Annotated in this window: 22 protein-coding genes; 11 read left to right on the forward strand and 11 right to left on the reverse strand. The window is 34.1% G+C overall.

The window, feature by feature from the left end; translation table 11 throughout:
* Positions 1 to 132: 132 nt before the first annotated feature.
* The 9 genes from ACXGQW_RS03550 to ACXGQW_RS03590 form a co-directional block, all read right to left on the reverse strand.
* Positions 133 to 2,235 carry a nitrite reductase gene (locus ACXGQW_RS03550; RefSeq protein ID WP_457823723.1) on the reverse strand — a complete coding sequence of 701 codons (2,103 nt, stop codon included), beginning with the start codon at positions 2,233 to 2,235 and terminating at the stop codon, positions 133 to 135.
* A 146-nt stretch (positions 2,236 to 2,381) separates the two neighbouring features.
* Positions 2,382 to 3,623, reverse strand: a complete 1,242-nt coding sequence (locus ACXGQW_RS03555; protein WP_457823724.1) for a sulfate adenylyltransferase subunit 1 — start codon at positions 3,621 to 3,623, stop codon at positions 2,382 to 2,384.
* A 114-nt stretch (positions 3,624 to 3,737) separates the two neighbouring features.
* Positions 3,738 to 4,637, reverse strand: a complete 900-nt coding sequence (gene cysD, locus ACXGQW_RS03560; protein WP_457823725.1) for a sulfate adenylyltransferase subunit CysD — start codon at positions 4,635 to 4,637, stop codon at positions 3,738 to 3,740.
* A 117-nt stretch (positions 4,638 to 4,754) separates the two neighbouring features.
* Positions 4,755 to 5,384, reverse strand: coding sequence for a phosphoadenosine phosphosulfate reductase domain-containing protein (locus ACXGQW_RS03565; protein ID WP_457823726.1), 630 nt, complete (start codon positions 5,382 to 5,384; stop codon positions 4,755 to 4,757).
* On the reverse strand, positions 5,381 to 5,641 hold the full coding sequence (locus ACXGQW_RS03570; protein ID WP_457823727.1) for a DUF2061 domain-containing protein: 261 nt from the start codon (positions 5,639 to 5,641) through the stop codon (positions 5,381 to 5,383). Before ACXGQW_RS03570 ends, ACXGQW_RS03565 begins: the two co-directional genes overlap by 4 nt.
* 171 nt (positions 5,642 to 5,812) lie before the next feature.
* Entirely contained in the window at positions 5,813 to 6,304 is a 492-nt protein-coding gene (locus tag ACXGQW_RS03575) for a hypothetical protein (protein WP_457823728.1), read from the reverse strand.
* 42 nt (positions 6,305 to 6,346) lie between these two features.
* On the reverse strand, positions 6,347 to 6,556 hold the full coding sequence (locus ACXGQW_RS03580; protein ID WP_457823729.1) for a putative signal transducing protein: 210 nt from the start codon (positions 6,554 to 6,556) through the stop codon (positions 6,347 to 6,349).
* 26 nt (positions 6,557 to 6,582) lie between these two features.
* Positions 6,583 to 7,002 carry an RrF2 family transcriptional regulator gene (locus ACXGQW_RS03585; protein WP_457823730.1) on the reverse strand — a complete coding sequence of 140 codons (420 nt, stop codon included), beginning with the start codon at positions 7,000 to 7,002 and terminating at the stop codon, positions 6,583 to 6,585.
* Between the two features lie 172 nt (positions 7,003 to 7,174).
* On the reverse strand, positions 7,175 to 7,450 hold the full coding sequence (locus ACXGQW_RS03590) for a hypothetical protein (RefSeq protein ID WP_457823731.1): 276 nt from the start codon (positions 7,448 to 7,450) through the stop codon (positions 7,175 to 7,177).
* A gap of 129 nt (positions 7,451 to 7,579) precedes the next feature.
* Here ACXGQW_RS03590 and ACXGQW_RS03595 point away from each other — a divergent pair, with 129 nt between their 5' ends.
* Positions 7,580 to 7,963 (forward strand): helix-turn-helix domain-containing protein, encoded by a 384-nt coding sequence (locus ACXGQW_RS03595; protein WP_457823732.1) that lies wholly within the window; start codon positions 7,580 to 7,582, stop codon positions 7,961 to 7,963.
* 684 nt (positions 7,964 to 8,647) lie between these two features.
* On the opposite strand, the gene nirD is transcribed toward ACXGQW_RS03595, so the two are convergent.
* Both nirD and nirB read right to left on the reverse strand, forming a co-directional pair.
* The gene (nirD, locus tag ACXGQW_RS03600; RefSeq protein ID WP_457823733.1) at positions 8,648 to 9,022 is read right to left on the reverse strand and encodes a nitrite reductase small subunit NirD; all 375 of its coding nucleotides are present in this window, start codon (positions 9,020 to 9,022) and stop codon (positions 8,648 to 8,650) included.
* A gap of 26 nt (positions 9,023 to 9,048) precedes the next feature.
* The gene (gene nirB, locus ACXGQW_RS03605) at positions 9,049 to 11,568 is read right to left on the reverse strand and encodes a nitrite reductase large subunit NirB (protein WP_457823734.1); all 2,520 of its coding nucleotides are present in this window, start codon (positions 11,566 to 11,568) and stop codon (positions 9,049 to 9,051) included.
* A 106-nt stretch (positions 11,569 to 11,674) separates the two neighbouring features.
* Between nirB and ACXGQW_RS03610 the strand changes: the two genes are divergently transcribed.
* The 10 genes from ACXGQW_RS03610 to ACXGQW_RS03655 all read left to right on the forward strand — a co-directional run bounded on the left by ACXGQW_RS03610 (position 11,675) and on the right by ACXGQW_RS03655 (position 21,493).
* The gene (locus tag ACXGQW_RS03610) at positions 11,675 to 12,388 is read left to right on the forward strand and encodes a Crp/Fnr family transcriptional regulator (RefSeq protein WP_457823735.1); all 714 of its coding nucleotides are present in this window, start codon (positions 11,675 to 11,677) and stop codon (positions 12,386 to 12,388) included.
* Between the two features lie 167 nt (positions 12,389 to 12,555).
* Entirely contained in the window at positions 12,556 to 13,935 is a 1,380-nt protein-coding gene (locus ACXGQW_RS03615; protein ID WP_457823736.1) for a CmpA/NrtA family ABC transporter substrate-binding protein, read from the forward strand.
* Positions 13,936 to 14,038: 103 nt separating this feature from the next.
* Positions 14,039 to 15,274 carry an ABC transporter permease gene (locus tag ACXGQW_RS03620; RefSeq protein ID WP_457823737.1) on the forward strand — a complete coding sequence of 412 codons (1,236 nt, stop codon included), beginning with the start codon at positions 14,039 to 14,041 and terminating at the stop codon, positions 15,272 to 15,274.
* Positions 15,275 to 15,326: 52 nt separating this feature from the next.
* The gene (locus ACXGQW_RS03625; RefSeq protein ID WP_457823738.1) at positions 15,327 to 16,178 is read left to right on the forward strand and encodes an ABC transporter ATP-binding protein; all 852 of its coding nucleotides are present in this window, start codon (positions 15,327 to 15,329) and stop codon (positions 16,176 to 16,178) included.
* A gap of 13 nt (positions 16,179 to 16,191) precedes the next feature.
* Positions 16,192 to 17,004: an ABC transporter ATP-binding protein gene (locus ACXGQW_RS03630; RefSeq protein ID WP_457823739.1), complete on the forward strand. Its 813-nt coding sequence runs from the start codon at positions 16,192 to 16,194 to the stop codon at positions 17,002 to 17,004.
* A gap of 133 nt (positions 17,005 to 17,137) precedes the next feature.
* Positions 17,138 to 18,373, forward strand: coding sequence for a hypothetical protein (locus ACXGQW_RS03635; RefSeq protein ID WP_457823740.1), 1,236 nt, complete (start codon positions 17,138 to 17,140; stop codon positions 18,371 to 18,373).
* Positions 18,374 to 18,612: 239 nt separating this feature from the next.
* Positions 18,613 to 19,101, forward strand: a complete 489-nt coding sequence (locus tag ACXGQW_RS03640) for a globin family protein (RefSeq protein ID WP_457823741.1) — start codon at positions 18,613 to 18,615, stop codon at positions 19,099 to 19,101.
* Positions 19,102 to 19,146: 45 nt separating this feature from the next.
* Positions 19,147 to 19,965, forward strand: a complete 819-nt coding sequence (locus tag ACXGQW_RS03645) for a c-type heme family protein (protein WP_457823742.1) — start codon at positions 19,147 to 19,149, stop codon at positions 19,963 to 19,965.
* A gap of 7 nt (positions 19,966 to 19,972) precedes the next feature.
* Entirely contained in the window at positions 19,973 to 20,452 is a 480-nt protein-coding gene (locus ACXGQW_RS03650) for a hypothetical protein (protein WP_457823743.1), read from the forward strand.
* A gap of 15 nt (positions 20,453 to 20,467) precedes the next feature.
* Positions 20,468 to 21,493 carry a 2Fe-2S iron-sulfur cluster-binding protein gene (locus tag ACXGQW_RS03655; RefSeq protein WP_457823744.1) on the forward strand — a complete coding sequence of 342 codons (1,026 nt, stop codon included), beginning with the start codon at positions 20,468 to 20,470 and terminating at the stop codon, positions 21,491 to 21,493.
* Positions 21,494 to 21,496: the final 3 nt, after the last annotated feature.

Below are 21,496 nucleotides of genomic sequence, written 5' to 3' on the forward strand. Positions count from 1 at the left end.
GTTAAGAAATTTGGGAGTTAGCAATAGCTTCGCTATTTAGTAGTTAAGAAGTCTCTATGAAACTTCTTAACTACTGCTTGCTATGCAAACTATTACTCCTCAAATTCTTAAATTCTTAAATTCTTATATCGTTTATTCAGCCAATTCTGCAATTCTATATGCATCTACCAAATTGTAGAATTTTTCCGCATCAGCAATGTATGATTTTGCAAATGCTTCAGATTGTTCGTTTTGATTAATTTGATATACAAAAGATTCAAAATCTGTTCCTAAATCAATCTTACCTCCTTGAACGAAAATTTCGTTAAAGTCAGAGATAATTTTGTTGTGTGTATTTGTTTTTGTACCCTCAGCAGTTAAAATAGCTTTTGCTGTGTGAACAATAGAACTATAGGCAAAATAAATGGCATCACTCAGCTTATTTCCAGCTAAAGTTTCTTTAGCGTTGTCTAATTTTTCTTTGGAGTCAAATAATAAAGTGGACACCAAGTCAATCACAACACCAGCACATTCTCCCGTACCTACTGCCTTTTCATACTTTTCTTCAGAACCCCAATCAATAAAGTCAGATTCAACCAAATCATCAGTACTAGATAATGGTTTTAAGAAATCGTAGAAATATTTTTGACCTCCTTTAGATTCGTAGTACTCAATAAAGTCTGCTCCTCCAGAGTTTTCTATATAATCGTTTAAGATTAATCTCAATGCTTCTGGTCCTCTTTTAGAAGGTACTTTAATTACTTTATCTGCAATTTTACCTTCTCCATTTCCAACAGTTCCTCCACCTAGTAAAACTTGTAAGGCTGGAGCTACTAATTTTCCTGATTTTATAGACATTCCTTGGAAACCAATGTTACACAAGTTGTGCTGTCCACAAGCGTTCATACATCCAGAAATTTTAATCACTAGATTGGATTCATTAGCGAATTGAGGGTACTCAGCTCTTAAAACTTTCTCCATTTCTTGTGCTGCTCCTGTAGAAGATGCAATTCCCAAGTTACAAGTATCTGTACCCGGACAAGCAGTAACATCTACTACAGATTCGTATCCTAAATCCGTGAATCCTAATTCTTTTAATTTTGTGTAAAAGAAAGGTAATAAATCTTCGCGTACGTGACGAATTAAAATGTTTTGACGTAAAGTAAAACGTAATTCATCTGCTGCATATTCTTTAATTAATGCCGCTAAAGCTCTAGCTTCTGGTAAGTAGAAATCTCCAACATTTACTTTAATTCCAATCGCAAATAAACCTTCTTGCTTTTGAGCAAAAACATTGTTTGCTTTCCATGCTTCATAAGCCTCAGCATCATCAATAGAAACCTCTGGTGCTACGATTGCAGATACATCAGGATTGTTGTCAAAACCTTCTGTAACGATAGCTACAGACTGATTAGAAAGTGCTTTTTGTTCTTTAGCAACAATCTCATTAAATGCTTCTAATCCTAAATCTTTTACTAAGAATTTTAAACGCGCTTTGGCTCTTTTAGATCGCTCACCGTATCTATCAAACACACGTAAGATAGATTCCATGTAAGGAATTATTTTATTAGACTCTAAGAAATCAAAAGCCACATCAGCTAAACGAGGTTGAGAACCTAATCCACCTGCTAACATTACTTTAAATCCTAAAACTGGCTTACCGTCTACTACTTTAATTTTAGCAATAAATCCTATATCGTGCATGTAAGATAAAGCTGAATCGTCTTCCGCAGAAGAGAAAGAAACTTTAAACTTACGTCCTAATTCTTGACAAATTGGGTTACGTAAGAAAAACTTAAATACAGCATCTGCATAGGGAGTCACATCAAACGGCTCCTCTGGATTGATTCCTGCATCTGGTGATGCTGTTACGTTACGTACTGCGTTACCACAAGCTTCACGCAAAGTAATATCGCTTTTTTCTAACTCTGCCCATAATTCAGGAGTTCTATCCAAACTCACGTAGTGAATTTGAATATCCTGACGAGTAGTAATATGTAAACGTCCTCTTGAATATTCTTCTGAAACATCACAAATTCTCAACAACTGATCTGAAGTTACTTTTCCGTATGGCAATTTGATACGAATCATTTGCACTCCAAACTGACGTTGTCCGTATACACCACGAGCTAAACGTAAACTTCTAAATTTTTCTTCATCAATTTTACCATCGTAAAACTGTTGAATTTTATCTCCTAATTCAATAATATCTTTTTGAACAATAGGATTTTCTATTTCTGATCTAAAACTTTGCATGTTAAAAACTTTGTTTTTTTCTTTAGTCAAAAGTACGGAGTACTAAGTACAGAGTCTTTTACAACAACTTTAAACTAAAACTTTAATTCTTAAATCTATTTTTATGCTTAGTACTTACTACTTTGTACTCTTTACTTATTCTATAGTTACTGAATAAATCCAGCTCCTGATGTATTATTCGTTTGAGGATCAATTAAAATGAAAGATCCTGTGGTTTTATTTTCTGCATAAGTATCATAAAACAAGTTTTTAGCTAATTTGAATGAAACCTTTCCAATTTCGTTCACTTTTAACTCTGTAGCTTGTGATTCCCCAGAAAAATCTGTTGCAATTACACCATTAATAGCAGCTACTTTTGCTGCGATTACATTAGCTCCTTGTTGTAACAAATACTTTTTTCCTACTACCAAATTAGTGGCATCCATCCAACATACTTTTGCTTCTAATGCTTTGGTTTCTCTAGGTAATTCAGATGACTTTACAATAATATCACCTCTAGAAATATTGATATCATTTTCTAACGTTACATTGATAGAAGTACCTCTTTCTGCAGTTTGATACGTTTTATCAAAAAAGTAAATATCTTTTACTTTGGATGCTGTTTTAGATGGTAACACAGTTACTTCATCTCCAACCGATAAACTTCCTCCGTATAACTTTCCTGCATATCCTCTAAAATCATGAAAATCTTCAGTTTTTGGACGAATCACAGTTTGTACTGGTAAACGTGCCACAGATTCTTCGTAAACGTCTTGTGCCTCCAATTTTTCTAAATGCTCCAATAAAGTTTTACCTGAATACCAAGGTGTTTTATCCGACCTATCTACTACGTTATCTCCCTGCAATGCAGAAACTGGAATGTAGGTAATATTTTGAGTAGAACCTGCTCTTTCTGCCAATGCTGTAATCTCAGCTTTGATTGCTTCAAACTTATCTTGAGCAAAATCTACTAAGTCCATTTTGTTAACCGCTACTACAATATCTTTAACCTTTAGCAGGTTATTGATAAAGAAATGACGATAAGTTTGCTCAATAACTCCGTTACGTGCATCAACCAAAATGATAGCTGCTTGTGAGGTAGAAGCACCCGTAACCATATTACGTGTGTATTCTACGTGACCTGGAGTATCTGCAATAATGTAACTTTTTTTAGCAGTAGAAAAGTAAATGTGAGCAACATCAATGGTAATTCCTTGCTCTCTTTCTGCCACCAAACCGTCTGTAGCTAAGGAAAAATCTAAATAATCAAATCCTTTCTGTTTACTAGTGCGCTCTATGGCTTCTAATTTATCATCTGTTAAAGAACGTGTATCATATAAAATACGTCCAATCAACGTACTTTTACCGTCATCTACACTTCCTGCTGTTGCTATTTTTAAAACTTCCATTTGTTTTATAGTATTAAGTACTGAGTACTGAGTATCTAAATTCAGTTGCTACGAGTACCTTATATGTTTTTAATTTTTATAATCTCTGTACTTTGTACTAATTACGCTGTACTATTAAAAATATCCTTGTTGCTTACGTTTTTCCATCGCTGCTTCAGAACGCTTATCGTCAATTCTTGCACCACGCTCAGAGATAGAAGAGTCTCTAATTTCTTCTACTACCTTACCGATAGAAACAGCATCAGACAATACAGCTGCCGTACAACTCATGTCTCCTACAGTTCTAAAACGAACCATCATTTCTTGTACCTCTTCATCTTCTTCACGGTACACGACACCATCTTCGGCAGACCAAATCATTCCGTCTCTTAAAAACACTTTACGTTTGTGTGCAAAATAGATTGAAGGGATTTCAATATTTTCTTTTTCTATGTAAGACCATACATCTAATTCTGTCCAGTTAGAAATAGGGAAACATCTTACGTTTTGTCCTAATTCTATTTTACCGTTTAGTAAATCAAATAATTCTGGTCTTTGGTTTTTTTCATCCCATTCACCAAAATCACTTCTTACAGAAAAGATACGTTCTTTAGCTCTTGCTTTTTCTTCGTCTCTACGAGCACCACCAATACAAGCATCAAAACCAAACTCTTCGATAGCATCTAGTAAAGTTTCTGTTTGTAACATATTACGAGAAGCATACTTTCCTGTTTCTTCCGTTACCTTACCAGCATCAATATTGTCTTGTACATTACGTACAATTAACTCTATCCCCAATTCCTTAGCCAAACGATCTCTAAACTCTACGGTTTCTGGAAAGTTATGTCCTGTATCTACGTGTAAAAATGGAAAAGGAATTTTAGCAGGCCAAAAGGCTTTTTGAGCCAATCTTACCAAGGTGATAGAATCTTTACCTCCCGAGAATAACAGAACTGGCTTTTCAAACTGCGCAGCTACCTCTCTCATGATGTAAATGGCTTCGCTTTCTAATGTATTTACTCTTAAATCGTTCATTTGTTATTTTAGTATTAAGTAATTAGCACTAAGTACTAAGTTTACTACTGCTACGTATATTTTAGTTTGTTTTCTATTTTACTGACTTGCTGAATACTGTGCACTCAATACTCAGTATTAATTATGCAATCCACACTCTCTATTTCCCAAAACCTTTGTTGGATCAAAGTATTTGTGCTCATTCGGGATATTATTTTCTTCTAAATAAGTGTCTAATTGCTCATCAGAATAGTTGTAAAATGGACTTACTTTTAACACTCCGTTGGCATCTTGAGAAACCACCTCTATGGAATCTCTAAACGCAGTTTGTCCTTTTCTTAAATTGGTAAACCAAACATCTGGTTGATGCGCAGCCATCGCTCTTTTAAAAGGCTCTAACTTTACTTGTTCCGTAAACACTTGATGCATAGGGTCATCAATTTGAGGAATTCCCATAACTGCATCTCTATGTGATGAAGTTTGCTGAGGCACATATAAATCGATATTTAAATCTAATAATTTAATTAACTCTTCTGCATGTTTGTAGGTATTACGAGTATTGTATCCTGTGTCACACCAAACTACATCAATTGAAGGTTTGATGCTTGTAACTGCGTGTAAAATAGCCCCTTCATAAGGTCTAAAGTTTGTTGTTATTACAGGTTTTTCTGCTTTAATAATTGCCCATGCAACAATTTCTGCAGGAGTCTTTCCTTGTAAATCTTGATTGAATTGAGCTATTTGCTCCTCTGTATATTTTTTGCTCATTTTTTACCCCATTTTATTGCGTTCCACGCACGTTCATGAAAAAAGTACAATATCATTTTTGTTACAAAGTCAATAGAAGCTATTGCCGAAGCAGTTTTTGCATCTTGAACTACAAACCAAGAGACTATCAAAGTATCTACAGTACCCACTACCCTCCAGCTCACCGCTTTTACTACACTTCTGATAGGTGTTTCTGAAGATCTAGACTCTTTAAAGCTAGCATCAGACTTATTTTCAATTATTTTTTCTGTAATCATTGTCGTTCTTCTATCTCTTATTTATTACCCTACTTAATAAGTAGGAAATAACAACAAGTAGGTCGCAAAGATATAAGTTATATTACAGCTAACAAAATAAAAAATAAAAAATTCCTACTAAAGAAGTAGGATAATATATTTCGTTGGTATAAATGTTTTTATTTATAAATTTTATATTTTGTTTTCTTCTGCGGATTCCTCTACAGACTCATTAGATTTTCCTCCAAAAATTAAGTTGGTACTCTGATAGGTAGTTCCAAAGCTTACATTGGCATTGTAGACCTGCATAACCGCATTTTTTAACTGTACTTCCGAAAGCTCTTTTAAAGGATGTATATACACAGACCACATAATTCCATCGGAAACTGCATACTTTACGTCTAAGGCTGTATGAAAATTGGCTGCTAAAGAAGCCAAAACATGTTCTACCGATAAATCTTCTACTTTAGAAATTGGAGAAATAATTCTCATTCGGTTGGCAAGACTGTCAGTTAAACAAATTAGTTTTCTATCTAATTTTTTAAATTCTGTAAAATTAACACTCTTATTAAAAATTGAATCGGACTGGCTCCTTACAATTTTTTGAAGTTGATAGTTCGTCATTTCTTGTGCACTAGCCAAGGAGATAGACAGTATAAAGAAAAAAGCAAAAGTAATTTTCATAAAAATAAGTTTGGCCATTTAGTAACATTAAAAGCTACTAACTTACATGTTTTTAATAAAATTTAATACCGCTTCTGTTTCATCATCCCTCACAAAGAGCTCTTGATAATTTGGTAAAACCGCACCGAAACCGGCCATCATTGCAGAATTAGAATGATCTTTAACAATAGGCTCTATACCTCGCTCCTGCAATACCTGCTTAACGTGTTGAACTTCTACCAAACTTCCAGAAAAAACTTTTGTGTATCCCATAATAAATCGTTTTGCATATTAGCAAGTTAAACATTTATGTTTATCAAATCTTGCAGAGAATTGTTTCTAAAAACCTCTAAAGTATTGTCCCTGACCTGTATCATTAATTTGTTTACTGAACATAAATTCTCATCTTTACAATCATCACACTTTTTATAAAAATTTAGAGATACACAAGGTACCATAGCAATGGGACCTTCAAGAGTCCTTATCACTTCTGTCATTGGAATATCCGCAGGAGACTTAGCTAAAAAATAACCTCCTCCTTTTCCCTTCTTTGAGTCTAATACACCCGCTTTTCTTAGTTCTAATAAAATGCGTTCTAAAAACTTAACAGAAATACTTTCACTTTCGGCAATCTCAGAGATTTGAATAGGACACCCCCTATTTTTTTTGGCTAGATATGTTAATGCCTTTATGCCATATTTTGTTTTCTTTGATAACATGGCTACAAATATACAATTCCTACTTACACAGTAGGAATGTAATTTTATACAAAGTGATTGAGTTGTTTACACAACACGTTCCATCCAACCCCAGACGGAACGCTTTTGTTGTGCACATGGCTTTTTATAGAGAGCCATCACTCTACCCCATAGCATTTTTTGAAGTAATTCTTTAACCTCCAATTTTTTTCTTTTTTAAGTTTTGATAAACTACTTCCATTTTGGCTAACAGAACAGGATTTTTACACTGTCCGCCAAAGAAGGTTTTAAAAGTTGAGTCAGACTCTAAACTAAGCTCTGGATTGTTTAGCCGAGCTATGTGTTTAAAATCAGAAGAGTTCCATATATCAAACTCTTCATTTAAAGCAATCAGCAATGTATTTGTCTTTTTCATTACATTTAAAGACGCTGCTCTTTGTCTTTTCTTTTTTGTTGTTTCAGAATTCATAAACCAATTCTTTTTGTACTTTTACGCTGTATGCAACTACAGCATCCGCAATTGCGGTAATTACAAAAACAAATATACAAGTAAAAAACAAGTAAACAAGAAAATAACTAGTTTTATTTCAAATAATTCATGTTCAGAGAAATCTTAAATAACTACCTCAAAACTAAAGGCATCAGTCAATCTGAACTTGCAAGCCTTACTGGAGATTCTCAACAAGCCATTAGCGATTTTTTAAATAAAAAAGGTAATCCTCAAAAAAAAACGAGAGAAAAGTTTTTTAATTCGTTACATGGTTTTAAAGAATATTATGATTTATATATTTCTAAAAGCAGTAACGTAAACGAACCTGATAGCAAATACCATAGTCCCGTTAGTTTACATCACTTTTCTGTGGATGAGATTATGACCTATTTGTTTAAAAACAAAGACAACAAAAGCTTTAAGAATAACACAACGTATAAAATGTTTGTAGATATCATCATCAAACAAGCCAAGATTGACGGTGATTTGTAAGCGCACTCACCTTAAAAATTATTGATTTGCTAGTTTGTTGTTTATTCTAATTCTTTGTATTGGTGTGGTTTGTTTCTAATTGAGTCAAAGCGAATAATCAAGTATCATTTCACTTATTTCTTGAATCCTATACTGAAGTAAGTTAATTGCAACATTTCTCGATGACTATTTATTGTATAAAATTAATCCATCTTTTAACATTGCAGTTGATGATATTTCTTAGACCTCTCTGACTATTTATACTATTCAAACATTCAAAATTAAAATTGACACAAATCATTGTTTTATTTTCTAAGACAGTATTGTAATTGATTCAGAACAACAGAGTTAACATACACTTAACGTAATTTTGTCTCATAACCTTATAATAAAAACATATGAAAAGTTTAAGTTACACTTACTATTACAAGCTTATTGAAAGAATAAAAAACAGAGATCCAGAAATGTATGTTTCTATCTATGATCAGGCGAAACGAAACTTAAAACCTGAACATTTTTTATTGTTACAACAAAAAATGACTGCTTAAGAAAGCAAAAAAATCAAATTAAATTCAAGAATTTAATTTGATTTTTTTTTGAGTTGAATATTTAAATGATAGAATCCCTCGCTTATAAAAAAGAGCCCAATGTTACCATTGAGCTCAATTGAGTATAAAACAAACTTATTAATAAAATATAATTTTACTAATTAGTACCTACGTAAACGAATCCATCTTCTATTTTTACTGGATACACAGCAATAGAATAGTCTTCTCCGTTTAAGTTCTCTCCGGTTTCAAGAGAGAATGTTTTTTTATGTAATGGACATGCTATTTTAGGAGTACCACAGTCTTCACCAATCATACCTCTAGACATCACCATTTCCATTTTATGAGGACATACATTTTGAGATGCATACCACTTACCTTCTGCAGTAAAATTAAAGACTGCTATTTGTTTATCGTCTATCTTAACACAGGCTCCACCATTCTCTGGAAACTTGGTAACTGGAGCTGCTTTGAACCATGTTTTAACTTCTGATTCTGCTATTGTTTTATATTGTTCTAGAATTGAACTCATCTTGTTTAGTTTTTAATAGTTAGAAATTAAGACCACAATTTTGGCATTTTTTGATCTCTCAATGCTACAAACTCAATATTGCTATCGCTATCTTCCGAATTTACAAAGTGAGCAAAACGATTGTTTTGATCATCAATATTCTCAATAGCTTCTTTCCACTCACATTTATAAGCATCAACTAATCCTTGCATATCTTTATCAAATTCAGCACAAAGTCCCAAAGAATCGTTAATAACTACATCTTTTACATGCTCTATACCTCCATCAATCTTGTCTAACCAAGCAGCAGTTCTCACTAAAGGACCCGCTGTTTTAATATAGTACATTAAGAAACGGTCTGTATATTTGATTACTTCCTCATTGGTAATTTTTTCTGCTAATAACTCCGCATGTCTTGGAGTAGCTCCTCCATTACCACCAATGTATAGATTCCATCCACCTTCTACGGCAATAATTCCAAAGTCTTTTCCTCTTGCCTCAGCACACTCACGAATACAACCAGAAACTCCCCCTTTTAATTTGTGTGGAGAACGCAATCCTTTATATCTATTTTCTATTTCAATACCAAACGATACTGATTCATCCATACCGTAACGGCACCATGTAGAACCTACACAAGTTTTAACCGTACGTAAAGATTTACCATATGCGTGTCCAGATTCGAATCCAGCATCAATTAGTTCTTTCCAAATTAAAGGTAATTGATGTAATTCTGCTCCAAAGAAGTCAATACGAACCCCTCCAGTAATTTTTGTGTATAAATCGTATTTTTTACCAATTTCTCCTAAAATGATTAACTGGTCCGGAGTAATTTCTCCTCCTGGTATTCTTGGCACTACTGAATAAGTACCATTACGTTGAATATTCGCTAAGAATTTATCGTTAGAATCTTGGTACTGATTGTGGTCGTTTCCTGTATCCGCATAGATACTCGCAAATAAAGACGAAGCTAAAGGCTTACAGATTTCACAACCTAACTTACCTTTACCATGTTTTGCCAATAACTCTTCGTAAGTTTTAACACCTGTTACTTTTACAATATCATATAATTCTTGACGAGAATAATCGAAATGCTCACAGATTGTCTCTTTTACCGTTACTCCTTGTGCTTTAAGTGTTTCGTTAATTAAATCAGAAACCATTGGTTTACAACCTCCACAACCTGTAGTTGCCTTAGTTTCGGCTGCAATTCCTTTCATGGTGGTTATTCCTTCTTCTACTTTGCAACAAATATCTCCTTTGGTAACAGCTTCACACGAACAAACTACTGCTGTATCTGGCAAATCTAATGCCGATCCAAAAGAAGCTTCTTCTCCTCCACGAGCACCCAAAATTAAATCTTCTGGATTCTCTGGAATAGCCATTCCGTTTAAAAATATTTGATGCAACATATTGTAGTCAGAAGCATCTCCTACCAAAATACCTCCTAATAGGGCTTTACCATCTTTAGATACATTAATCTTTTTGTAAATCCCTTGAAATTTATTTTCGTAAACTATAGATTCTGCTTCTTCACTTTCGTTTAAAGCATCTCCAAAACTTGCTACATCAATACCACTCAATTTTAATTTGGTAGACATATCAATAGAACTTGGCATTTGAGCATCAGTACTTCCTGTAATTTGATCTACTGCTACACCAGCCATATCATAACCAGGAGCCACCAATCCATAAATCATTTGATTTAATAAAGCACACTCACCAATGGCAAAAATATCGCTATCAGAAGTTCTCATATCATTGGTTACCACAATTCCTCCTCGGGTACCAACCTCTAAACCACAAGTCTTAGCCAACTCATCTCTAGGACGAATACCAGCAGAAACTAATAGCATATCAACAGGTAATGTTTCCTCTTCAGAAAATTTCATCCCTGTAATGGCACCATCTCCTTCTATATTTTGAGTTCCTTTGCTTAGCAATATCTTAATTCCTAAATCTTCCAATTTTGTTTGTAAAGATTTACTAGCATCGTTATCTAATTGTCTCGGCATTAGTCTAGGAGCAAATTCAACCACAGAAGTCTCAAGTCCCATGTCAATAATTGCTTTACCCGCTTCTAACCCTAACAAACCACCTCCTAAAATAGCGGCTTTCCCATCTGGTTTGGCTTTTTTAATTTCGGCCACATAAGCCATGGTAGCATCTAAATCTTCAATAGTTCTGTACACAAAAACTCCTTTTTTCTCCACTCCTGGAATTGGAGGTACAAATGCAGAAGATCCTGTAGCTAGTACTAAATAGTCATATTTGTATTGTTTATCGCTAATGGTAGTGATTGTTTTACTATCTCTATGAATGTCGGTAACACGTTCGTTGGTAATTAATTCAATACCGTTTTCTTCGTACCAAGATCTTGGAGCCATACTTAAACGCTCAGCATTTTGGTCTGCAAAATACTCGCTTAAGTGAACTCTGTCATACGCTGGTCTTGGTTCTTCACCAAACACAACTACCTTGTAATCACCACTTTCAGACTTAGCCATAAGCTTTTCACAAAACTTATAACCTACCATTCCGTTACCTATTACTAAAATTGTTTTCATATATAAAGAAGTTTGTTTTACTTTGTACCACAATGCAAATATACGTAGTAATACTTAGATTAACAAAATTAATGAGTACATTTGTCATCATAAATACGTAGAAAAAATGAGTTATAGCTGTTCAGACTGTGTCAACGAAAAATGCTTAATCAAAAAGAATCTAGAAGCCATTAATAATATCAATCCAGATATTACTAACCAAAAACACACTATTCAATGTAAAAAATCTAGACAGTTTATTATGGAGGGGGCTCCTGTAAATGGTTTATATTTTATTTATAGCGGAAAAGTTAAAGTTATTAAAACTGGATACAACGGTAAAGAACAAATTTTAAGACTTTCTAAAGACGGAGAAGTAATTGGGCATCGTGGATTTGGAATGGGAGAAACTTATAAAATTGGAGCCACGGCTTTAGAAAACACCATTCTCTGTAACTTTTCTACTTCTTTATTAAAGGAAATACTTTTAGCGGAACCAAGAGTTACTTTTGATTTTATGCACTTTTACGCAGAAGAGTTAAACAGAAGCGAAACCAAAGTAAAAACCATGTCCCAAATGACGGTTAGAGAAAAAGTCATAGATATGTTACTATATATATACAGAAAGTTTGGTAATAAAGAAGAAAATACTTTGGGGCTAGAATTATCTAGAAAAGAGTTGGCAGACTACGCAGGTACTACTGATGAACAAGTGATACGTATATTATCTGCCTTAAAAAAGGAAAATTTGATTTTCACCAAATCAAAAGTGATTAAAATACTAGACATCAATAAATTAAAGAAAGAAATATCCGAACACAATTTCTTCTTAGATAGTTAACAAAACTAAGTACATACACACTAACACAAAAAAAAACTGCCTATCAGCAGTTTTTTTTGTGTTTAAAAACTCGTTTTGTAGTGTTTATTCAACATTTACTGAATATTACTACGTATATATCTTTGCCTTATCTAAGTATCAATACGTAATTATTTAAAACACTTAATATGAAAATTACATTTTTAAAAGCTTCTACACTTGTCGCAGCCGCTATGTTAGTAGCATCTTGTGGTGGTGGAAAGAAAAAAGAAACCAAAACTACCGAAGCTGCTCCAGAAGCAGCAACAACAAGTTTGGAAATTGAAAAACCTCAGTTAACTTTTGGTTTTATTAAATTAACAGATATGGCTCCTTTAGCAATCGCTAAAGAAAAAGGATTCTTTGAAGACGAAGGGTTGTTTGTATCTGTAGAAGCACAATCTAACTGGAAAAACATTTTAGACCGTGTAATTGATGGTCAATTAGATGGTTCTCATATGTTAGCTGGTCAGCCAATTGCTGCTGGTGCAGGATTTGGACGTCAGGCTGAGTTGGTAACTCCTTTCTCTATGGACTTAAACGGAAACGGTATTACAGTTTCTAACAAAGTTTGGGAGGGTATGAAACCACACGTCAAGAAAGATGCAGATGGTAAACCTGTACACCCAATTAGCGCTGAAGCTTTAAAGCCAGTAATTACTGAGTATAAAAATGAAGGAAAAGCATTTAAAATGGGAATGGTATTTCCAGTATCTACACACAACTACGAAATTAGATATTGGTTAGCTTCTGCAGGAATCAACCCAGGTATGTATTCTGCTGATAACATTCAAGGACAAATTGATGCTGACGTATTATTATCTGTTACTCCTCCGCCACAGATGCCAGCTACTTTAGAAGCAGGAACTATCTACGGATACTGTGTGGGTGAACCTTGGAACCAACAAGCGGTTTCTAAAGGAATTGGTGTACCTGTAACTACTAACTACGATATCTGGAAAAACAACCCAGAAAAAGTATTTGTTTTAACGAAAGAATTTACTGAAAAATACCCTAACACTACAGTAGCAATTACTAAAGCTTTAATTAGAGCTGGACAATGGTTAGATGCTCCTGGAAACAGAACTGAAGCTGTAAAGATTTTATCTATGCCTCAATACGTAGGAGCTCCAGAAGCTGTGTTGGCAAACTCTATGACAGGTACTTTTGAATTCGAAAAAGGAGACAAAAGAGAAATGCCAGACTTTAACGTATTCTACCGTTATAATGCAACTTATCCATTCTATTCTGATGCTGTATGGTTCTTAACTCAAATGAGGAGATGGGGACAAATTCCTACTACAAAATCTGCTGAATGGTATGCTGAAAAAGCAAAAGATATTTACAAGCCAGAGATTTGGAAAAAAGCTGCTGAGTTGTTAGTTGAAGAAGGAAAGATTCCTGCTTCTGACATCCCATCTACTGATGGATACAAACCAGCTACTACTGACTTTATCGACGGAAACAAGTATGATGGTAAAGATCCAATCGGATACATCAACTCATTCAAAATTGGTAACAAAGACTAATCCTCTTCAAAACAGATTAAGTTAAAATTTGGAGCGCTTAATCGCGCTCCAAATTATTTAAAGCACTGAATATTTATAGCATTTAAGGAAAACAAAACACATTATGAAGGATTCAACTATTAAAGTAGTAAAATTTATAGGACTTGGTTTTTTAGAACCTCTAATTCGTTTGGCGAGTGGAGAAGAACCTAAAAAAAACACTAAGCAGGTCATGAGAAAAATTGTAGCTCCCATAGCTTCAATATTTATATTTTTACTATTATGGAACGTTGGGGCTAACTCACTTTTTCATAGTTTATCTGAAAACAAAATAGAAAACGCTCGTAGAGCAAGTGGAGATAAAGAAGCAGAAAGAGTGGCTTCATTAATTAAATCGGCTAAAGAAAAATTAAACGGGGAGTTTATTATTTCTGATGATATGGCTGACAAGGAACTAGCAAAGCAAGATGATGTAAATGCCGTTGCTATCGAAAAGGAAGATGGATCTTACGAGATTTTTAGCGGATTAACACCTGAAGAAAAAAAAGTAATTCCTGTTACTTTACCGTCTCCTGCACAAACCAAAAACGCATTCTATTCTTTATGGGTAGATTTTAAAACGGTTCGTTCCGATAAAAAAGCATTCAAAGAAAAAACATTTGAAATGAACAAAAAACGTGTTGCTCAGGGTAAAAAAGCAATTACGTACACAGGTAGACCCTCTTTTGTAGACCAAATTAAAACAAGTTTAAAAACCGTATTTGCAGGATTTTTATTAGCCCTGTTTATTGCCGTTCCTATTGGTATTGTGGTAGGTTTAAGCGAAACATTAAGAGCTTCTATTACTTGGATTATTCAAATTTTTAAACCCGTATCTCCAGTAGTATGGCTACTGTTAGTAACAATGATTGTTACTACATTATTAAGAGATTCTGATGGTGATAGTTCTTTTATCATCTCATTTATATCTGTTGGACTATGTTCTATGTGGGCAACATTGGTAAACACTGCTATGGGAGTTGCTTCTGTAAACATAGACTATATTAACGTAGCAAAAGTTTTAAAACTAAGACCTTTACAAAAAACGTTTAAAGTGATATTACCTGCCTCTTTACCTTTAATTTTTACAGGTTTAAGAATTACCTTATCTGTAGCTTGGATGGTATTGATTGCTATTGAATTATTAGCACAATCTCCAGGATTAGGTTCTTTTGTATGGGAAGAATTTCAGAACGGAGCAAACGATTCAAACTCAAAAATTATTGTAGCCATGTTTGTGATTGGATTGATTGGTTTTGCATTAGACAAAATCATGATGTTTATCCAAAACTTAATCTCTTTCGAGAAAGAAACGATCTAAGAATTTAAACCAGAAGTTAAAATTCTCATTATTTAAATCTTAAATCAATATCATGGCAATATTAGAACTAAAAAACATACATAAGTCCTACAATCCTAGCAAGGAATACAAGGGTGAAATTCTTGATAACATCAACTTAAGCATTGAAGAAGGAGAATTTGTAGCCATTGTAGGATTTTCAGGGAGTGGAAAAACAACCTTAGTAAACCTAATTAACGGATTACTAAAACCTACCGAGGGGGAAGTTATTTTTAAAGGGAAACCTGTAGAAGATACTAGCCACGAACGTGGAGTTATTTTTCAAAACTACTCTTTATTACCTTGGCTAACTGTTTATCAAAACATAGACATGGCAATTCAAGAGGCTTTCCCAAAAGCTTCTAAACAAGAAAAAGACGTTAGAGTAAAAGAATACATAGAAATGGTGGGGCTTACCCACGCAACCAACAAAAGACCTAAAGAATTATCAGGAGGAATGAGACAGCGTGTTTCTGTTGCCAGAGCTTTGGCTATGGATCCTGAGATGATTATTATGGACGAACCATTGGGAGCTTTGGATGCCTTAACACGTGGAAATCTTCAGGACGAGATTTTAAAAATTTGGGAGCGTAACAAAAGAACAGCTTTGTTAATCACGAACGATGTGGATGAAGCTATTTATATGGCTGATAGAATTATTCCACTAAAACCAGGACCTAAAGCAACTTTAGGACCAGAGTTTAGAGTAAACATTGAAAGACCAAGAGACAAAACAGCTTTAAACGACAATCCTGAGTACAAAAAAACACGTAACGAAATTATAGAGTACCTTATGAATTTAGGGGATGAACAAGCTGCTGGAAGTACAGCAACTTATGAATTACCAGACATTCAGCCTAAAGATTTTAGATGGCACACTAAATAAAACCATTACCACTATGACTCTAAATACAAATCACCCAAAAATAGAACGTTTCCCTAGTAATGAGGTAATGTTGGATTTACAAGACTTAAAAAAAGTATATCCAACTCCCAAAGGAGACTACGTAGTTTTAGAACACCTAAATCTGCAAATAAGAAAAGAAGAATTTATCACCATCATTGGTCACTCTGGATGTGGTAAAACAACCATGCTATCTATGATTGCTGGTTTGAATGAAATATCAGGAGGAAAAATTTCTGTATTAGGTTCTAGTATTAAAGGACCTGGACCAGACAGAGGGGTTATTTTTCAGGCTCCAAGTTTAATGCCGTGGTTAACGACTATGGAAAACGTGATGCTTGGGGTAAGAAAAGTATATCCGCACGCTACAAAAAAACAAAAAGAAGACATTTGTAAATACTATTTACACAAAGTGGGAATGGAAAGTGCTTTTAATAAAAGAGCTTCTGACATTTCTCAAGGAGAACAACAACGTGTAGGTATTGCAAGAGCATTTGCCATTAAACCCAAAGTACTTTTGTTAGATGAACCTTTTGGAATGCTGGATTCTTTAACCAGAGGACAATTACAAGATGTTTTAATTGATGTTTGGAACAAAGAAAAGATTACTGCCGTAATGATTACCCACGATGTGGATGAAGCGATATTCTTAGCAGACCGTGTAGTGATGATGACTAGTGGACCTAGGGCTAAAATTGGAGATGTACTTTCTATAGATTTTCAAAGACCTAGAACTCGTAAGGCTATTTTGGAACATGACGATTACTACAAATACAGAAAACACTTAATTGATTTCTTAGAACACTAAATAAAAATGTGCATTACCTGTTAAAAAACAGGTAATGTTTTGCAAAAAAACAAAATACGTATAAATACTTAGCTATACATTTGTAATACGTAAGTAAATACTTAAATAAACGAAAACTATAAATACTTTAAACATGAAATTAACAAAGACATTATTAGCAGCTACTTTTGCTGTCTCTGCGTTAGCACAAGCACAAGAAGCTCCAAAATTTTCTTTATCTGGTGAGTTTAGACCACGTACAGAATTATTTGGTAACGGTCAATCAGCAACCGCTTTAGAAGGTAGCACAGGTGTTTATAACACTTCTATAAGAGCAGCGTTAAATGCTGATTATGCTTCGCAAGGTTACAAATTGCATATTGGAGTACAAGAAGTATTCCTTTTCGGAGACAGACCGCAAATTTCACCTTCGGGAAATGGAAACTTTAGAGTACAAGAGGCTTGGGCAGATATTAAATTATCAGAATCTACTAGCTTAAAATTAGGTCGTCAACCTTTATCTTACGATGACCAAAGAATTTTAGGAGGACTAGGATGGGCTCAACAAGCGAGAACACATGATGCTGCTATAATCAAATACAAAAATAACGGATATAGTTTAGACTTAGGTGGGTCTTTAAGCAATACAACTCCAGGAACTGGAATTTACAGCAGACTGAATGCCTTTTCTTACAGAGACATGGGATTTGTGCACGCAAATAAAAAATATGATGCACTGAATCTATCTTTCTTAGGAATGGTAAATACTTTTCAAAACGGTACTGACCGTAAAGCTACTTTAGGGACTGTTGGTCTACACGCAGACTACAGCATTAATTCTTTAAAATTAAAAGCTAATGCTTTTATACAAGACGGAGAGAGATATGATATCACTCAAGCAGCTACACCTGCAGCTTCAGGAGTACAGGAGGTTGAAGGTGCTTATTTAGTAAGTTTAGACGCTACGTTTAAGGCTACTGAAAAGCTAACTGTATTAGCTGGAGGTGAAATTATTTCAGGTAGAACAGATGATGGTACATTCGGTTTCGCTCCATTATACGGAACAAACCATGCATTTAATGGTTTAATGGATAGATTTTTTGTAGGTAACTATGTTAACGGACCTGGACTTATCGACTTAAACTTAGGAGTTAAAACTAACATCTCTGGATACGCAGTATCTTTAAAAGGACACAACTTCTCGCAACAATCAGGAAACGAAGACAACATTGGACAAGAATTAGATTTGGTAATAGCAAAAAAATTCAATGGATTTAAGTTAGTCGGTGGTTACTCTCAATTTTTTGAAGGGGACACAGAACCAGCGAACGCAGAAAGCACTCAAAACTGGGCATGGTTAATGTTAATCATCAAGCCAAAATTCTTATAAGATATTAAGGAATCCTTAAACCTTAATATTCAGTGTTAAAAGCTCGAGCAATTGCTCGAGCTTTTTTCGTTTTATAAAACTGTCAAGTATTATTAACTCCTTGATAGCCAACTGTCAAATCGCAGTTATCATACCCTATAAAAGCAATATTCTCGTTGATTAATAACATTTTAAACTTGATAGTTATCAACTAATTTTACAAAACTAATATTCACTAAACTGTAAATAAATCAAAAATCATGAGTGCATTTTTATCTAAACTATTCGGAAAAAAGAAAGTGGAACCTGTTGTAGTAGAGAAAGAAGAAATTATTCCTGCTAAAACAGTAGAATTAGTTCAAACTTCTTTTGAAGCAGTAAAACCTATCGCTGCCACAGCTGCAGAAATTTTTTATTCTAAGTTATTTGAACTAGACCCAAATCTTAAACCTTTATTTCCAGCTGCAGATGAGGACAAAATGAAAGAGCAAGGAAATAAATTAATGACGATGTTATCTGGAGCTGTTGCAGGATTATCTAACATTGAGGCTTTGGTACCCGTATTACAAGATTTAGGAAAAAGACACGTAGCATACAGAGTAGAAAAATCTCACTACGATACCGTAGGTGCAGCTTTATTAGGAACCTTAGCTGTTGGCTTAGGAGACGATTTTACTCCTGAAGTAAAACAAGCTTGGACAGATGTTTACGGAGTAATGGCCTCTGTAATGATTGAAGCAGCATACTAAAAAACTAAACTAAAACTATACAAACTACATTTAAAAACAATCAACATGAAAACTTTTATATATCTAATTAAAAAATTATTCTCTTTTGCAACGTGTGCGTTAATTTTAGTCTCTTGTGGCGGAGTTCCAGAAGAATCGAAAGCTACTGCTACTGAAAAAAAATCTTTTGCAGTTGCAGATGTACTTACCATGGTAGCCCATGAAAATGACGTTACAAGAACTTTATACACCAAAGCTATTGTAGGAGCTGGAAAAAAACAAGGGTTTAAGTTTGACGAAGAGTGGCAAGACGAAAAAGTTGAAGCAGGTCCGTTACCAGCTTTATTCTTAAGAGGAGTTGCTAACGATATCCGTAAAGGTGATGTGCCTTTAGGTTTGTACTTAGGTTCAGACTACCCTATCAATGCTTCTAACCAATTAGTGGGAAAACAAGCAGACTTATTCAAAAAAATTAAAGAAGACAGAAAACCTCAACATTTCTATGATGAAGAAGCAAAAGTTTACACTGCTATGTTTGCTGATGTGGCTGGAGCTCCTGCTTGTGTAAGTTGTCATAACAAACACCCTCAGACTACCAAAAAAGATTGGAAATTAGGAGATGTAATGGGAGCAACTACTTGGCAGTATCCTTCGGATTCTTTAAGCTACACAGAAGCTATGGATGTGTTAAAAGCTTATAGAGATGGTACAGCAGCTATTTATAATGATTACTTAGCAGAAATTGCAGATTTCAAAGAAAGTGAAAAACCAGAAGTTGGTGACAAATGGCCGTCTTCAGGTAAATACTTACCTACTCCAGAGGTATTTATTGATAGCGTTAGAAAATTATCTTCTTACACTACCATGGCATCATTAATGAAATAGACCTATTTTGAAAAATCAAAAGATTATAACAATTATTGGTTTGGTACTCTTCTGTAGTTATATACTACAGGAGGTACTAAACTTAAAAATTACATCTTTCGAGCTGCTACAATCACAAGAAATGTTTAAGAGATGGACAGGATTAGCAGTAGCTCTCTTTATTGTTTTCCAATGGCTTTTAACCTTTACAAGGGTAATTACCAAATTAAGAAAACACTCTTTAAAACTTACTAACTTTCACAAGTGGCTAGGTGCATTTAGCCCTTTATTGTTCTATATCCACGCAACTAGTTTTGGATACGGTTACTTGGCTTTACTAAGCTATATTTTCTTTAGCAATATGTTGCTAGGTACCATTAATCTTGATGTGATTAAATCACAAAAAGAATGGATTTTTAAATCGTGGATGATTCTTCACGTAGGTTTTTCTATGCTTATCACCGGAATTATGTTTTTACACATAGCTACCGTTTTTTACTACAAATAAATAAATCATCTTCACATGATATTAAAGGTTACAGATATTATTAAAGAAACCCCTGAAGCCGTTACTGTTTGCTTTAAAAATGGCAATTTTTTTAGAAAAATAAAGTATTTGCCTGGTCAGTTTATTATGTTCGATTTTAAAATCGGCAAGGATACTGTTAAAAGAGCGTATTCTTTTAGTAGTAGTCCTGATACTGAAAAAGATCTTAGAATTACAGTAAAACGCGTTAAAGGTGGGTACGTATCTAACTACGTAAATAATATTCTAAAAGTTGGAGACAAAATAAAGGCAGATACTGCCATGGGTAGCTTTTACGTAAAACCAAACATAAAAGAAGAAAAAACCTATGTTTTGTTTGGAGCCGGTAGTGGTATTACTCCTGTGTATTCCATTGCCAAATCGGTCATGGTGAAAGAACCTAAATCTAAAGTGATTTTAATATACGCTAACCAGAATAAAGAAAATATTATTTTTTACAACGAAATAAGCAAACTAGAAAAAGAATACCCAAAAAACTTTTTTGTTGAACATGTTTTAAGTGAAAATACTAATCCTAGCTACCATACTGGTTTTTTAACCGAGCATATTTTAGACACTATTTTTAGCAAATATGATTTACAATATGAAGACCACAAATACATGATGTGTGGTCCGAGTGGTTTTATGGACAATACCGTAAAAATTCTTAGAGAAAAGGGAATTGAGCGAAACAAAATTATGCTAGAAGCTTTTAAAGCTCCAACCGTTAAGGTCAATCGAAAAAATTTAGTTAGCAACGTTACCATCAAATACAAAAAAGAGACTTACGAATTAGAAGTTCCTGGAGATAAAACCATTCTTCAGCAAGCCATGAGTAAAAATATACCTCTTCCCTACTCTTGCAGATCAGGAATGTGTAGTACTTGTAAAGGAAACTGTATAGACGGAGAAACTACCATGAGTCAGGGTCATTTGTTAAGTGATGACCAAGTAGCAAACGGAGAAGTTTTAACCTGTATAACTTATCCTAATAGCGAAAAAGTAACGATTGAAATCAGTTAAAAA

It is taken from the genome of Wenyingzhuangia sp. IMCC45533, assembly GCF_054111225.1.

Excerpts from the sequence above, each read along its gene's own strand:
- ACXGQW_RS03550 (WP_457823723.1), bottom strand. The coding sequence starts at position 2,235 with ATGCAAAGTTTTAGATCAGAAATAGAAAATCCTATTGTTCAAAAAGAT.
- ACXGQW_RS03555 (WP_457823724.1), bottom strand. The coding sequence starts at position 3,623 with ATGGAAGTTTTAAAAATAGCAACAGCAGGAAGTGTAGATGACGGTAAA.
- cysD (WP_457823725.1), bottom strand. The coding sequence starts at position 4,637 with ATGAACGATTTAAGAGTAAATACATTAGAAAGCGAAGCCATTTACATC.
- ACXGQW_RS03565 (WP_457823726.1), bottom strand. The coding sequence starts at position 5,384 with ATGAGCAAAAAATATACAGAGGAGCAAATAGCTCAATTCAATCAAGAT.
- ACXGQW_RS03570 (WP_457823727.1), bottom strand. The coding sequence starts at position 5,641 with ATGATTACAGAAAAAATAATTGAAAATAAGTCTGATGCTAGCTTTAAA.
- ACXGQW_RS03575 (WP_457823728.1), bottom strand. The coding sequence starts at position 6,304 with ATGAAAATTACTTTTGCTTTTTTCTTTATACTGTCTATCTCCTTGGCT.
- ACXGQW_RS03580 (WP_457823729.1), bottom strand. The coding sequence starts at position 6,556 with ATGGGATACACAAAAGTTTTTTCTGGAAGTTTGGTAGAAGTTCAACAC.
- ACXGQW_RS03585 (WP_457823730.1), bottom strand. The coding sequence starts at position 7,002 with ATGTTATCAAAGAAAACAAAATATGGCATAAAGGCATTAACATATCTA.
- ACXGQW_RS03590 (WP_457823731.1), bottom strand. The coding sequence starts at position 7,450 with ATGAATTCTGAAACAACAAAAAAGAAAAGACAAAGAGCAGCGTCTTTA.
- ACXGQW_RS03595 (WP_457823732.1), top strand. The coding sequence starts at position 7,580 with ATGTTCAGAGAAATCTTAAATAACTACCTCAAAACTAAAGGCATCAGT.
- nirD (WP_457823733.1), bottom strand. The coding sequence starts at position 9,022 with ATGAGTTCAATTCTAGAACAATATAAAACAATAGCAGAATCAGAAGTT.
- nirB (WP_457823734.1), bottom strand. The coding sequence starts at position 11,568 with ATGAAAACAATTTTAGTAATAGGTAACGGAATGGTAGGTTATAAGTTT.
- ACXGQW_RS03610 (WP_457823735.1), top strand. The coding sequence starts at position 11,675 with ATGAGTTATAGCTGTTCAGACTGTGTCAACGAAAAATGCTTAATCAAA.
- ACXGQW_RS03615 (WP_457823736.1), top strand. The coding sequence starts at position 12,556 with ATGAAAATTACATTTTTAAAAGCTTCTACACTTGTCGCAGCCGCTATG.
- ACXGQW_RS03620 (WP_457823737.1), top strand. The coding sequence starts at position 14,039 with ATGAAGGATTCAACTATTAAAGTAGTAAAATTTATAGGACTTGGTTTT.
- ACXGQW_RS03625 (WP_457823738.1), top strand. The coding sequence starts at position 15,327 with ATGGCAATATTAGAACTAAAAAACATACATAAGTCCTACAATCCTAGC.
- ACXGQW_RS03630 (WP_457823739.1), top strand. The coding sequence starts at position 16,192 with ATGACTCTAAATACAAATCACCCAAAAATAGAACGTTTCCCTAGTAAT.
- ACXGQW_RS03635 (WP_457823740.1), top strand. The coding sequence starts at position 17,138 with ATGAAATTAACAAAGACATTATTAGCAGCTACTTTTGCTGTCTCTGCG.
- ACXGQW_RS03640 (WP_457823741.1), top strand. The coding sequence starts at position 18,613 with ATGAGTGCATTTTTATCTAAACTATTCGGAAAAAAGAAAGTGGAACCT.
- ACXGQW_RS03645 (WP_457823742.1), top strand. The coding sequence starts at position 19,147 with ATGAAAACTTTTATATATCTAATTAAAAAATTATTCTCTTTTGCAACG.
- ACXGQW_RS03655 (WP_457823744.1), top strand. The coding sequence starts at position 20,468 with ATGATATTAAAGGTTACAGATATTATTAAAGAAACCCCTGAAGCCGTT.